This is a genomic window from Arthrobacter sp. H-02-3 (assembly GCF_003097355.1).
GTDB classification, from domain to species: domain Bacteria; phylum Actinomycetota; class Actinomycetes; order Actinomycetales; family Micrococcaceae; genus Arthrobacter; species Arthrobacter humicola.
Map to the genome: position 1 here is coordinate 160381 of NZ_PYUI01000004.1, position 13600 is coordinate 173980.

A 13600-nucleotide genomic window follows, 5' to 3' on the forward strand; every position below is an offset into this window, starting at 1 on the left:
TCAGTGCCAACAAACTAGAGCCAAAAAGCTAGTGCCAACAAACTAGTGCCAACCGAATTGCTGACGAGGGAGTCGTTGTGACTGTAACTGCCCAGCCTATTGTTTCCGCGGAGCGGGAGAAGGCCCTGCTGGCCTCGGTCCCGACGGGCCTGCTGATCAACGGCGAATGGCGTCCGGCCGCGTCCGGGAAGACCTTCCAGGTCGAGGACCCCGCCACCGGCCAGGTGCTGCTGAGCATCGCCGACGCCGGCCCCGAGGACGGCAAAGCGGCCCTGGACGCCGCCGCCGCCGCGCAGGAGTCCTGGGCCAAGGTCCCGTCCCGGGAGCGCGGGGAAATCCTGCGCCGCGCCTTCGAGATGGTCACCGAGCGGGCCGAGGACTTCGCGCTGCTGATGACCCTGGAGATGGGCAAGCCGCTGGCCGAGGCCCGCGGCGAGGTCACCTACGGCGCGGAATTCCTGCGCTGGTTCTCCGAGGAAGCCGTCCGCGCGTTCGGCCGCTACTCGGTCTCTCCGGACGGCAAGTCCCGGCTGCTGGTGACCAAGAAGCCGGTGGGCCCGTGCCTGCTGATCACGCCGTGGAACTTCCCGCTGGCCATGGCCACCCGCAAGATCGCCCCGGCCGTCGCCGCCGGCTGCACGATGGTGCTCAAGTCCGCAAATCTGACCCCGCTGACTTCCCAGCTGTTCGCTGCCGTGATGCAGGAGGCCGGCCTGCCCGCCGGTGTCCTGAACGTCATCCCGACCTCCACGGCCGGCGCCACCACGGGTCCGCTGATCAAGGATTCCCGGCTCCGGAAGCTGTCCTTCACCGGCTCCACGGAGGTCGGCCGCCGGCTGCTCGCCGACGCCTCCGAGACGGTCCTGCGGACCTCGATGGAGCTGGGCGGGAACGCCCCGTTCGTTGTGTTCGAGGACGCCGACGTCGATGCCGCCGTCGCCGGTGCCATGCTGGCGAAGCTGCGGAACATGGGTGAGGCCTGCACCGCGGCCAACCGGTTCATCGTGCACGAGTCCGTCGCGGACGAGTTCGCGGAGAAGTTCGCCGCGAAGATGAAGGACATGACCACGGCCCGCGGCACCGAGGCCGAGTCCAAGGTCGGCCCGCTCATCGATGCCAAGAGCCGGGACAAGGTCCACGAACTCGTGACCGACGCCGTGAACTCCGGTGCGGTCGCGGTGACCGGCGGCTCCGCCGTCGAGGGCCCGGGCTACTTCTACCAGCCGACCATCCTCAAGGGCGTCACCGAGGGCACCCGGATCCTGTCCGAGGAAATCTTCGGCCCCGTCGCCCCGATCATCACCTTCGACACCGAGGACGAGGCCGTCCGGCTCGCGAACAACACCGAATACGGCCTCGTGGCCTACGTTTTCACCCGGGACCTGAACCGGGGCATTCGGATGGGCGAACGCCTCGAAACCGGCATGCTCGGCCTGAACGCCGGCGTCGTCTCCAACGCCGCAGCCCCGTTCGGCGGCGTCAAGCAGTCCGGCCTGGGCCGTGAAGGCGGCCTCGAGGGCATCGAGGAGTACCTCTACACCCAGTACATCGGCATCGCCGACCCCTACGCCGGCTAGGCACAGGGAACAGCCGGGCCGGATCCGCTGACGCGGGACGGCTGACGCGGGCCCGATGACGGCGGCAGGCTAGCCGCGACGCACCCGGCGGACGGTATTGCGGATCTTCCCCCAGGATCCCGCGATGCCCCGCCGGGTGCTTTCTGCTGTCCGGGACAAGACCCGTCGGGGCAGCGGGAGGGCCCGCCGCCACCCGGACAGGACCGACGGCGGCAGCCAGTCCGCACGCAACCGCACCAGGAGCTTCGCGTTGGCCCGCAGCGCGGCCTGCACCAGTGCAATCCTGGCCGCGGCGCCCGCGGCGCCCGCGGCGCCCGCGGCGCCCGCGGCGCCCGCGGGTCCCGCGTTGCCCGCGGATGCGGCGGCGTCCGCAGGTCCGGCGGCTCCGGCCGGGCGGCCGTACCGCTCCCGTTCAAAGTCCTCCGTCAGGGCGGCCGCTGCCCGCTGGCCGGGCGTCTCCGCTCCGCCGGGCTGTCCCAATGCCGCCGAGGCGCGCAGCCGCTCGGAGAAATGCCGCGGCGTCTCGCTGGCTCCCGGCGCCATGCCGTAGTCCGTGGCCAGGTCCCTCAGTTCGGCCCAGGCCGGAACGGCCGTTCCTGCCGGCGCGCCGCTCCTGCCGCGGGCCGCCGTCGTTAGCCTGCGGCGCCGCACCCCGCTGCGCGCCAGCCGCGGGGAGGCCGCCAACAGTGCGAGCAGCAGCACCGCTCCCAGGCCGTAGAGCGCCTGTGCCGGGTGGGCGTCCGCGGGGGTCCGCGCCCCGGCCGCCGGAAGGGGAACAGGGGCCAGGGTGGGGACCGGCGCCGGCGTGGAACGGTCCCCGGGGGTCAAGGCATCGTTGCGTTCATTGGTGCTGGCGCCGCTGGGCGTGGCGGCTGCCGTGGCGTACGCCGGAACGACGCCGCGGGAGGGCGTCGGCTCAAACGGGACCCAGCCGATGCCCTGGAAGAAGAGCTCCGGCCACGCATGGGCGTCCCGGGAATCGACCTCGTACTCGGGCAGCGGGCCCTGGCCCGCGACGGACACGGAGGCGCCGGTGGAGCGGCCCGGGGCGTAGCCCACGGCGATTCTGCTGGGAATGCCCTCCAGCCTGGCCATCACGGCCATGGCCGAGGCGAAATGAATGCAGTAGCCGCTCTTCTGGGTCAGGAAGTCCGCCAGTACGGACAGGCCGTTGCCGTCGTAGCCGCCCTGCACAGGGGACTGCAGGGAATACGTGAACTGGAGTGAACGCAGGTACGTCTGGATGGCCATGGCGCGCGCATACGGCGTGGCGGCTCCGGCAGTTACGGTATCGGCCGTGGTGCGCACGATCTCCGGAACGTTCGAGGGCTGGCGGAGGAACAGCTCGGGGATCCCGCCGGCCGGCTGTGAGGCCTCTGCCAGTACCCCGGCGGTGAGCTGCGGGCTGACGGAGGTGACCACGTACTGCTGGTCGCGGGAGTTTGTGTCGACCCCCTTGATGCTGAGCGTGGCCGGATCCCAGCTCCAGCGCCCTGTGAGCCCGCTGACCGACTCCGGCGCGTAGGGTGCGGGGAGGTAGGGACTAGTGAACTGGCCGGTGTTGACCGCGGTGATTACGCGAAGTTCCGTTGCGGCGCTCTCAAGCCCGGAGTCGACCCTGCCGGTACCCAGCTGGCGGGTGGACTCCCGGTCATCCGGTGCCCAGGTGTCGCCGTCGAAGTTATCCACTGTGACCGAGCGCAGGTACGGCGTCGTCGGCGCGTTCGTGGCAAAGGTGATCCGGCCCTCGCCCGAGGGGCTGCGCAGGCTGCTGCCGAGGCTGATCATCGGATTCAGGCCGGTTGCGCTGCCGAACGGGTTCAGCCGCGAGCCCTGCGGAAACGTGCCCTGGTCGAAACCCGGGATGATCGGCTGCAGCAGCAACGTCAGGGTCAGCGCCATGCCGGCCGTGACCGCGCCGCGCCGGATTTGTCCGGGGTCCCGGGCAGTATCGGCGCCGGTGCGGGCATCCGGTGTGAACCAGTGGCTGCAACCCAGGATCAGCAGATAGCCGACGGCGGCCCCGAGGAACCCGAGCACGCCGACGCTCTGCGGCTTGACCATGGCGGGCACCACGAGGATGGCCAGGATCCCGAGCCCGCTCGTGGCCGGCAGCGCCAGCGGGAACGCGAGGGCATCCACGAGGATCACCAGCAGTCCGAGCACGGCGCAGATCAGCATGACGATTCCGGCGTTGGGAGCCACCGGCGTGCTCTCGGCGAGCACGGTTTCGCCGGCCCGGCGGAGGAACCTTCCCAGGTAGTCCATGGTCTGGGCCGACGGGATGAACCCGGCAATGCTGTGCTGCCTGAAGAAGGTGAAGGTCAGCACCAGGATGAGCGCCGCCAGCCCGCCGGCAGCCACGAACCACGTCCGCGCGCGCAGTGACCGCAGCGTCGCCATGCTGAAGGCGACGGCAAGGACGGTGGTGAACACCGGGGAGTACCAGGCCCACCCGCGCAGGACGCCGTTGAAGCCGAGGGCGGCACCCGCGACGGCCACCGCGACGGCGGTCCCCATCACCCAGGGTTGGGCGCCGGGTCCGGCCCTGCGGGACGCCGTGCCGGGGGACAGGACCGTCGGGTCTTCTGTGCCGGAGGGGCCGGCGTCGGATCCGGTGCGGCGCTGCGGTGCCAGGGTCATGGCCTGCCCCCTGCGCCGCGGCGGACGTCGGCGGCAGTGGCCATGGCCGGGTCTGTCTGGTCGAAGGCCGCCCATGCGTCGGGCAACGATGTCCGGGCCGATACCGCGACGGCCCGCCATCCGCCCAGCCGCAGTGCCTCCAGTGCCCCGGACACTTCGCCGGAGTCGTCGGACTGGTCCGTGACCAGCAGCGCGAAGGCGTTCGCGCCGAACGCTGCCGCCGGGGACAGCGCCCGGGCCTCGGCAGGCGTCAGGCTGCCCAGAACGGCCAGGATCGGACCCCGTAGCCGGTGGGCGGAGAGCTTGTCCAACAGGGCGTCACCGAAGGCCTGTGGCACGGACCCTGAGGGTTCCCCGGTGCGGGCTGCCTCCTGCCCGGGGATGCCGCCGGGCAGCGGGCGGGGGCCGTGGGCGCGGTTGCGGTGCAGGTGGGTGTGGTGCGGGCCGGAGAGTTGGATGGCGGCCAGGCTTTCCGCGATGGACTGCAGTCCGGATGCTCCCGTGTACTCTTCGGCCTCGGGATCGGGAGCGGACGGCGACTGCCGGAAGGCGGGAGCGCCCGCGCTGTCCAGGAACCGCAGGGAGTAGTTGCGGTCGGCGAGGTGCGCGCCGATCGACATTGCCGCTGTGACGGCCCATTCGAAGGCATCGCAGGTCAGCAGCTCATGGCTGGACCCGTCCCCGCCTCCGGGGTGCCCGGAGTGGGAGCGGCCGGCCGCAGAAAAGCCGCCGTGACCCAATACTCCGTGCGGGTAGGCCGAGAGGCGCTGGTCCAGGATGATGGTCGCCTCGGGGGTCGTGACGGATTCCTCCTGCCGCACCATGAGGGCCCCGTGGCGGGCGGTCGCGGCCCAGTGCACCCGGCGCATCGGATCCCCGTGACGGTATTCGCGGGTCATGACGTCGTCGTCGCTCGGATTGGCCCGGACCCGGGTGGCCGTAACGCCGTCGTGTCCGCGGGCACCGGCGAGCCCCGTCGCGGGAAGCTCGACCGCGGCGGGCGTCACGGTGAGGAGGTCGCCGTCGTCGATTGCGTGGCGGTGGACGGACAGGCCGAAGGGGTCGCTGAACTCTGCCGTGACGGGCCCGATCCGGAACTGGCCCCGCTTGGTCGAGCGAAGGTGGTATTCATAGCGGCTGGTGCCCCCGGCCGCCGTGCGGGCGGGGAAGTGGAAGACGGGGGACTCGCCGAACCGGGCCGGCAGGTGTTCCTCCATGATCGCGTGGCCCGCTCCCGGCCCGCTCCGTGCCACGGCCAGACGCACCGTGGCGCGCGCGGACGTCTCGACCGGCGACGGACTGAACTCGCGGTAGACGCGAAACCTCGGCTTCAACACTCGGGTTCCGGCCAGCGACAGGAGCGGCAGGATCAGCAGCAGCACGGCCAGGGCCAGCAAATCCCGGCGCCCCATGATCTGCGCGGCCAGCAGGAAGATCGCACCCGCGCCGAGCAGTCCCCAGCCGCGGGTGCTGAAGATATGTCCCGGGAACCGATCCCTCCACGCCACGGCGGAACCGTTGCCTAGCGCGGATTCGGCTGTTGGGGCGGCGGCGCGGCTGCCATGGCCGAGGCCTTGTTCCGGCCGGGGCGTCCGGTGCCGGTGGCTGCGGCCGTCACCTCCGGGGTGACGGGGATTTTGCCGATGATGGCACGGATGACGCTTTGCGGCGTCTCGCCCGTGCTGGCGGCCTTGCGGTCGAGGATGATCCGGTGGGCGAGCACGGCCTCGGCGACGCTGATGATGTCGTCCGGCAGGACGAAGTCCCGGCCATCGAGTGCGGCCGTGGCCTTTGCCGCGCGCAGGAGCTGCAGCATGGAGCGGGGGCTGGCGCCGAGCCGGAGCAGACCGCTTTCACGCGTGGCCCGTCCCAGGGCCACTGTGTACTCCTTGATGGGCCGGGACACGTAGACCTGCTGCACGGTGGCAATCATGGCGGCCACTTCCGCGGCGGTGACCACCGCCGTCACGCGGGCCAGCGGGGAGGACGCCTGATGGGTTTCCAGCATCTCCATCTCGGACTCCCGGTCCGGGTAGCCCATCGAGATCCGGGCCATGAATCGGTCCCGCTGCGCTTCGGGAAGCGGGTAGGTGCCCTCCATCTCGATGGGGTTCTGCGTCGCCACCACCATGAATGGCTCATCCAGCCGGTAGGACGTGCCGTCCACCGTGACCTGGTGCTCCTCCATGCACTCCAGCAGGGCGGACTGGGTTTTGGCGGAGGCGCGGTTGATTTCGTCCCCGATCACGATGTTCGCGAACACGGCGCCGTGCCGGAATTCGAAGGACCGGGTCGCCTGGTTGTAGATGGATACGCCCGTGACGTCGGACGGAAGCAGGTCCGGAGTGAACTGGATACGGCTGACGGAACAGTCGATGCTGCGGGCCAGGGTCTTGGCCAGCAGGGTCTTGCCGACCCCCGGGACGTCTTCCAGGAGCAGGTGGCCCTGGGCCAGGAGCACCGTGAGCGCCAGCTTTGCCGCTTCGGCCTTGCCGTCGATAACCGTATTGATGGCAGCGAGGATCCGGGTGCTGGCGGAGTGGAAGTCGCCGGCATCCATGGCTGCCGGCACCTGCGGGGAGGAGCGGTGTCCGGCCGGCGCTGCGTCAACGGCGTCGGCATCCACGGCGGGGCGGCCCGGGAAGCTCCGTCCTTCGGGGAGAGCGTCGTCTAGGGAAGTGCGGTGGTAATCCATCGGCAGCCTTTCAGCCCTGGTGGGTCCCGGAACGGACCGGCAACGGCCGCCGGGCCCCGCATTGGGGTTCGCCTGTTTCCTTACGGTGAAATAACAGAGTACTTACAGACTACTAACACAACTGCCGGGCCTGACAGAGAGTTCCGGGTAATTCCGGGCGCCCGTTAGGGTGGAAGAATGCTCAATCCCCTCACCCCCGTCCCGTTCCGGTCGCCCGGAAATGACGGCACCGGACGCAGCGGCTATCCGCCGGCACCGGAACCGCTGCCCGTCCCGGTCATGGACAACCACACCCATCTGGACTTTCCCGACGCGGAGCTGTCCGTGAGCATCACGGACGCCCTCGACGCCGCGGCTGCCGTGGGCGTCCAAGGGGCGGTGCAGGTGGGGTGCGACCTCGAATCGTCACGGTTCACAGTCAAAGCCGTCGAACTCGATGCGCGGCTCCTGGGCGCAGTCGCGCTCCACCCCAACGATGCCCCCGACTACGCCCGCCGCGGCGAACTGGACAGCGCACTGGCCGAAATCGAGGCCCTGGCCGCCCACCCGCGGGTCCGGGCGATTGGTGAGACAGGGCTGGACTTCTTCCGGACCGAGGGGGAGGGCCTGGCCCACCAGCGCTATTCGTTCCGCCGCCACATCGACATCGCCAAACGGCTCGGACTGACGCTGCAGATCCACGACCGCGACGCCCACGACGACGTCGTCCAGGTGCTGCGCGAAGAAGGAGCGCCGGAGCGTGTGGTGTTCCATTGTTTCTCCGGCGACGAGGAGCTCGCCAGGACGTGCAACGCGGAGGGCTGGTACATGTCCTTTGCCGGGACCGTGACCTTCAAAAACGCGTCCAACCTGCGGGCCGCCCTGGCCATCGCGGAGCCGACCCGGATCCTGGTCGAGACGGACGCGCCGTTCCTCACGCCGCACCCGCACCGCGGGCGCCCGAATGCGAGTTACATGGTTCCGTACACGGTTCGGGCGATGGCCGATGTGACTGGATCGGAGCTTTCCGGACTGTGCGCGCAGATCGCCGAAAATTCCCTGCGGGCATACGGATCCTGGGCCTAAAACGGTCACTTTCGGCCTCCGCCGAAGCATACCCGGTATGCACAAATTCTTGGCTGCTTTATAACGCTACGGTTACAGTGGTCAACTATTAGCCGGGGTCGGGGAAGGCCTACGGATAATTTCACTGAAGCAGGGCGTGCATCGTGGCAAACAAACCACATGTGCGCTCTCGTTTTGGGTGAGGCAGTGCACGCATCTTCCGTGACGCTCCGGACCCTGTCCGGAGCCGCCCCTGGCGCGCTCACGGCGGGTGGTCGCGTGCATTTATCCCCGTGCCCGGAAGGTCCAAGAGATTCGGGCAATCGTGGTCAAGTTCTTCACATCGGACGGCAAGATCAGCTTCGTCAAAGTTGGCTCACAGCTCGTAGTGCTGGTGGCACTGGTGCTGGGCCTCGTGGCCTTCGTCGGCAACAACAAGACGATCACACTCAACGTGGACGGCAAGGTTAGCTCCGTCCAGACCTTCGGCGGAACCGTCGCAGAGGTCGTCAAGGGTGCCAAGGTTGAACTGCAGCCAGCCGACCGGGTGTCGCCTTCGGCGGACTCCCACGTGCAGGACGGATCAGTCATCAACGTCAACCTCGCCAAGGCCGTTAAGGTCAGCCTCGACGGCGCCGAACGGACCATCAACACCACATCGCCCACCGTCGAGGGGCTCGTGACCGAACTCGGCGTGGCCAGCGCCTCCCAGGTGTCTGTGCCCAAGGACGCCCAGCTGGCCGTCTCCGGTTCCTTCGTTTCGATCTCGACGCCGAAGACCGTGAGCATCGTCGCGGACGGCAAGGCGGCCAAGACCACCACGACGGAGGCCACCGTGGCCAAGGTGCTCGAGGACGCCGGGCTGTCGCTCGGAGCCAGCGACCGCGTCTCCCAGCCCGGGAACGCGCCGGTGGTCAACGACATGGTCATCAAGGTCTCCCGCGTCGATGTCAGCAAGACGGCCAACACCACCGAGCCTGTCGCATTCGAAACGCTCACCACCGAAAGCGCCGACATGTTCAAGGGTGAGAAGACCGTCACCCAGGCCGGCGTCGCCGGTACCACCACCAAGAGCTTCAAGCTGGTCCTCGTAGACGGCCGCGAAGCCGCCCGGACCCTGGTCTCCGAGACCGTGAGTGCTCAGCCGGTCACCGAGAAGGTCACTGTGGGCACCAAGGAAAAGCCCCAGCCCGCAGCCAACACCGGTGCCGGCGCGCCCGCGATGATGAACCAGGGCATGTGGGACAAGATCGCGCAGTGCGAGTCCGGCGGCAACTGGTCCATCAACACCGGCAACGGCTACTACGGCGGCCTGCAGTTCGACGTCCGAACCTGGCTCGGCGCCGGCGGCGGCGCCTACGCCCCCAACGCCGCTGCGGCCACCAAGGCCCAGCAGATCGACATTGCCAACCGCGTCTACGCGCAGCGCGGCCTTGGCCCCTGGGGCTGCGGCTGGGCCGCCTCCAGCTAAGACGCCAAAAGCTGGCCTTCCCTGCCAGCACGCCCAGCCGGCTCGTGACTGCCGGCTGATGACCGCCCGATCCCGCGGCGGCTGACCACGGCCGCGGTGAGACGCACAGGCCGGGTCCGGATCCCTCCGGGCCCGGCCTGTGGCGTGCCGGCGCCGGGATAGGATACCTAGGTGACTGAACCGAGCCCCTCCGCCCCCGAAAGCCTGCCGTCAGCGGCGCCCGCACCGCTGATGGGCGCCTCCGATATCCGCCGGCTGGCTGAGGAAATCGGCGTGCGGCCCACGAAGACCCTGGGCCAGAACTTCGTCATCGACGGCAACACCATCCGGCGCATCGTGGCCGCCGCGGACATCCGGGCCGATGAGACGGTCCTCGAAGTGGGTCCCGGTCTCGGGTCGCTGACCCTGGGCCTGCTGGACGCCGCCCGGACCGTGGTCGCCGTCGAAATCGATCCGGTCCTGGCCGGGCGGCTGCCGGCCACCGTGAACCAGTGGCGGCCGAACGCCGTCGGAAATTTCCACCTCGTCCTGGCTGATGCCATGAGGGTCACGGAACTGCCCGCGGAACCGACCGCGCTCGTGGCGAATCTTCCCTACAACGTCGCCGTTCCCGTGGTCCTGCACCTCCTGCAGCACTTCCCGAGCCTGCAGCACGGCCTCGTCATGGTCCAGGACGAGGTCGCCGACCGCCTTGCGGCGGGGCCCGGTTCCAAAACTTACGGCGTACCCTCGGTCAAGGCCGCCTGGTACAGCAGCATGCGCAAGGCCGGCGTGATCGGCATGAACGTCTTCTGGCCCGCCCCCAAGATCCATTCCGGGCTGGTTGCTTTCACGCGCCGCGAACCCCCTGTCACGACTGCCACGAGGGAACAGGTCTTCGCCGTGATCGACGCCGCCTTCGCGCAGCGGCGCAAGACGCTCCGAGCGGCACTGGCCGGCTGGGCCGGCAGCGCCGCCGAGGCCGAACGCTGCCTGCGGGCCGCCGGCGTCGACCCCTCCGCCCGCGGTGAAGTGATCGATATTGCGGCGTTCGCGAGGATCGCCGAAGCCCACGCGCAGCCGGAGTCCTGAGTTCCCGCTGAGTTCCTTTGGAGTCCTTTGTGAGTCGCTTGTGAGTCTCAGGGGAGCCGTCCCGTGCTTGGAGCCGGGGCCGGGATGCCATAGCGTGGAGCCATGAACGCAGTGAGAGGGCGCTTTGCCGCGAGGACTGTCCGGGTCAAGGCTCCAGGCAAGGTCAATGTCTCACTGGACGTCGGACCCCTGCGGCCGGACGGCTACCACTCGGTGGCCAGCGTCTACCTGGCCGTTTCGCTCTACGAGGAAGTGGCCGCCACCAGCACCGATACCGGCGGGATCACCGTCAGCATAAGCGACGCCAGCACCCTGGACCTGGATGGCGTGGACATCCCGCTGGATCACCGCAACCTGGCTTACAAGGCGGCAGCGATCATGGCCGATGTCTCCGAGCACGCCACCGGGGTCCACCTGGAGATCACCAAACGCGTGCCCGTGGCCGGCGGCATGGGCGGCGGGTCCGCCGACGCCGCGGCCACGCTGCTGGCCTGCGACGCGTTGTGGAACAGCGGGCTGTCCCGCGATGAGCTGGCCCACCTGGCCGCCGAACTCGGCGCCGACGTCCCGTTCTCGCTCCTGGGCGGCACCGCCGTCGGGTTGGGACTGGGCGACGACCTCTCACCGGCCCTCGTCAAGGCCCAGACCGACTGGGTCCTGGTCGCGGCCGACTTCGGCCTGTCCACCCCGGAGGTCTACCGGACCCTGGACCGGCTGCGCTCGGCGGAGGGCGTCACGGTGGAGGAGCCGGTCGCCGTCGACCCCGGCGTCCTCACAGCCCTGCGCAGCGGCGACGCCGACGCCCTGAGCCGCGTCCTGGTCAACGATCTCCAGCGCGCCTCGATCGAACTGGCTCCGGGCCTGCGCGACACATTGGGGCGGGGCGAAGCATGCGGCGCGATCGCGGGAATCGTCTCGGGCTCCGGACCCACCGTCGCCTTTCTCGCGCACAGCCCCGCCGCCGCGGCCGGGCTCGCCGAGGACCTGCGCCACCATGGCCTGGATGCGATGGCGGTCCACGGCCCGGTGCACGGCGCCCGCATCATCTCCGATACGCTCCTTTAGGAGCTTTTGACGCACGGCATCTCTTGACTTCACCGCAACACTTCACCGATACACCTAAGAAAGCAGTTCCCAGTGGCACACCTGCTCGGCGGCGAGAACCTCACGGTCTCGTATGCAACCCGCACCGTCCTCGACGGCGTAACCCTAGGCCTGGAAGAGGGCGACCGGATCGGCATGGTGGGCCGCAACGGCGACGGCAAGTCGACGCTCATGCGCCTGCTGGCCATGCGCGCCACCCCGGATTCGGGCCGGGTGACCAAGCGCAGTGAAGTCAATATCGGCTACCTCGACCAAAGTGACGTCCTCGACGGCGACCTCACCGTCGGTGCGGCAATTGTCGGCGACAAGGCCGACTACGAATGGGCCCGTAATCCGCAGATCCGCGAGGTGATGGGCGGACTCGTTTCCGACGTCGACTGGCACGCCAACGTGCATGCTCTCTCCGGCGGGCAGAAGCGGCGGGTGGCCCTGGCCAAGCTGCTGATCGAGGACCACGACGTCATCATGCTCGACGAGCCCACCAACCATCTCGACGTCGAAGGGGTCGCCTGGTTGTCCCGGCACCTGAAGACCCGCTGGCGGCCCAACCAGGGCGCCTTCCTCGTGGTCACCCACGACCGCTGGTTCCTCGACGAAGTGTGCAACAAGACCTGGGAAATCCACGACGGCATCATGGATCCGTTCGAGGGCGGCTACGCCGCGTACGTCCTGGCCCGGGCCGAACGCGACCGCTCCGCCTCCGTGATGGAAGGCAAACGCCAGCAGCTGGTCAAGAAGGAACTCGCCTGGCTGCGCCGCGGCGCCCCGGCCCGCACCGCCAAGCCCAAGTTCCGGATCGAGGCCGCCAACGCCCTGATCGCCGACGTCCCCGAACCGCGTGACTCGATGGCGCTGAGCAAGATGGCCACCGCCCGGCTCGGCAAGGACGTCCTGGACCTGGAAAACGTGTCTCTCGACTTCCTCGGCGGCGAACCCGGGCAGAAGCTCTTCGACAACATCACCCTGCGCCTCGCTCCCGGCGAGCGGCTGGGCCTGGTGGGCGTCAACGGCGCCGGCAAAACCACACTGCTTAAACTGCTCAATGGCGAAATTCAGCCCACCTCGGGCAAGGTCAAGCGCGGCAAGACCGTGGTCACCGCCGTCCTGACCCAGGAGGTCAAGGAGCTCGACGACGTCGCCGACCTGCGCGTCATCGAAGTGATCGAGCGGGAGAAGCGCTCCTTCAACGTCGGCGGCAAGGAGTTCACCGCCGGCCAGCTCGTCGAGCAGCTCGGTTTCACGAACCAGAAGCAGTGGACCCCGGTCAAGGACCTCTCCGGTGGCGAACGCCGGCGTCTGCAGCTCCTCCGGCTCCTCGTGGGCGAACCCAATGTGCTCATGCTTGACGAACCCACCAACGACCTCGACACCGACACCCTGGCCGCCGTCGAAGACGTCCTGGACGGCTGGCCCGGCACCCTTGTGGTGGTCAGCCACGACCGCTACCTGCTCGAACGCGTCACGGACCACCAGATGGCGCTCCTGGGCGACGGCAAGATCCGCGCCCTGCCGCGGGGCGTGGACCAGTACCTCGAGCTGCGCGAGTCGGCGCTGGCCGGCTCCACCATCACCGGCGGCGGAAACCCCGTCACGGCGGCCGGCGGGGGCTCCGGTGCGGGCTCCGGCTCCGCGCCGGCTGCCGGTGGCGCCTCCGAAGCGGAGAAGCGCGATGCCCGCAAGGCCAAGAACCGGATCGACCGGCAGTTGGGCAAGCTCAAGCAGCAGGAAGACAAGATCCACGCCCAGATGACGGCCGGGGCCGGGGACGCCAGCAAGTTCGATGAGCTTGCCGAGCTCAACAAGAAACTCCAGGAGCTCGCCGGCGAACGCGAAGCCCTCGAACACGAATGGCTCGAAGCCCTCGAGGTGCTGGGGGAGTAGTTCCTGACGGCCCGGGGGACATGCCCAGTGTGTTGGTGCTCAGCGGGTTCCGGCACGGCTGGACATGTCCCTCGGGTCACGACAAACCCTGAGGACATGCCCCTTGGCGCAGGC

At 69.1% G+C, this 13600-nt stretch carries 9 protein-coding genes; 6 read left to right on the forward strand and 3 right to left on the reverse strand.

Annotated features, from left to right (window positions below; translation table 11 throughout):
* The first annotated feature begins 77 nt into the window (after positions 1 to 77).
* On the forward strand, positions 78 to 1577 hold the full coding sequence (locus C9424_RS06265) for an NAD-dependent succinate-semialdehyde dehydrogenase (protein ID WP_116766031.1): 1500 nt from the start codon (positions 78 to 80) through the stop codon (positions 1575 to 1577).
* 69 nt (positions 1578 to 1646) lie between these two features.
* Here C9424_RS06265 and C9424_RS06270 read toward each other — a convergent pair whose 3' ends face one another.
* Genes C9424_RS06270 through C9424_RS06280 form a run of 3 tightly spaced genes read right to left on the reverse strand, consistent with a single transcriptional unit; the run spans position 1647 to position 6915 of the window.
* A complete protein-coding gene (locus C9424_RS06270; RefSeq protein WP_116766032.1) occupies positions 1647 to 4220 on the reverse strand; it encodes a DUF3488 and transglutaminase-like domain-containing protein in 2574 nt (857 codons plus the stop codon).
* Positions 4217 to 5728 (reverse strand): DUF58 domain-containing protein, encoded by a 1512-nt coding sequence (locus C9424_RS06275; RefSeq protein ID WP_116766033.1) that lies wholly within the window; start codon positions 5726 to 5728, stop codon positions 4217 to 4219. Before C9424_RS06275 ends, C9424_RS06270 begins: the two co-directional genes overlap by 4 nt.
* Positions 5729 to 5742: 14 nt before the next feature.
* Positions 5743 to 6915: an AAA family ATPase gene (locus tag C9424_RS06280; protein ID WP_116766034.1), complete on the reverse strand. Its 1173-nt coding sequence runs from the start codon at positions 6913 to 6915 to the stop codon at positions 5743 to 5745.
* A gap of 177 nt (positions 6916 to 7092) precedes the next feature.
* On the opposite strand from C9424_RS06280, the gene C9424_RS06285 reads away from it, so the two are divergent.
* From C9424_RS06285 to C9424_RS06305, 5 genes are all read left to right on the forward strand, one after another.
* Positions 7093 to 7980: a TatD family hydrolase gene (locus C9424_RS06285; protein ID WP_116766035.1), complete on the forward strand. Its 888-nt coding sequence runs from the start codon at positions 7093 to 7095 to the stop codon at positions 7978 to 7980.
* Positions 7981 to 8284: 304 nt separating this feature from the next.
* Positions 8285 to 9430, forward strand: a complete 1146-nt coding sequence (locus tag C9424_RS06290; RefSeq protein WP_116766036.1) for a transglycosylase family protein — start codon at positions 8285 to 8287, stop codon at positions 9428 to 9430.
* Positions 9431 to 9661: 231 nt separating this feature from the next.
* Positions 9662 to 10501, forward strand: a complete 840-nt coding sequence (gene rsmA, locus C9424_RS06295; RefSeq protein ID WP_116766037.1) for a 16S rRNA (adenine(1518)-N(6)/adenine(1519)-N(6))-dimethyltransferase RsmA — start codon at positions 9662 to 9664, stop codon at positions 10499 to 10501.
* 102 nt (positions 10502 to 10603) lie between these two features.
* Positions 10604 to 11566, forward strand: coding sequence for a 4-(cytidine 5'-diphospho)-2-C-methyl-D-erythritol kinase (locus tag C9424_RS06300; protein ID WP_116766038.1), 963 nt, complete (start codon positions 10604 to 10606; stop codon positions 11564 to 11566).
* A 72-nt stretch (positions 11567 to 11638) separates the two neighbouring features.
* Complete coding sequence (locus C9424_RS06305) at positions 11639 to 13486, forward strand: ABC-F family ATP-binding cassette domain-containing protein (protein WP_116766039.1); 1848 nt, start codon at positions 11639 to 11641, stop codon at positions 13484 to 13486.
* The last annotated feature ends 114 nt before the right edge of the window (positions 13487 to 13600 follow it).

What these genes read in the sequence shown, in the direction of transcription:
- C9424_RS06285 (WP_116766035.1), top strand. Translation starts at nt 7,093, where the DNA reads ATGCTCAATCCCCTCACCCCCGTCCCGTTCCGGTCGCCCGGAAATGAC.
- C9424_RS06300 (WP_116766038.1), top strand. Translation starts at nt 10,604, where the DNA reads ATGAACGCAGTGAGAGGGCGCTTTGCCGCGAGGACTGTCCGGGTCAAG.
- C9424_RS06280 (WP_116766034.1), bottom strand. Translation starts at nt 6,915, where the DNA reads ATGGATTACCACCGCACTTCCCTAGACGACGCTCTCCCCGAAGGACGG.
- C9424_RS06270 (WP_116766032.1), bottom strand. Translation starts at nt 4,220, where the DNA reads ATGACCCTGGCACCGCAGCGCCGCACCGGATCCGACGCCGGCCCCTCC.
- rsmA (WP_116766037.1), top strand. Translation starts at nt 9,662, where the DNA reads ATGGGCGCCTCCGATATCCGCCGGCTGGCTGAGGAAATCGGCGTGCGG.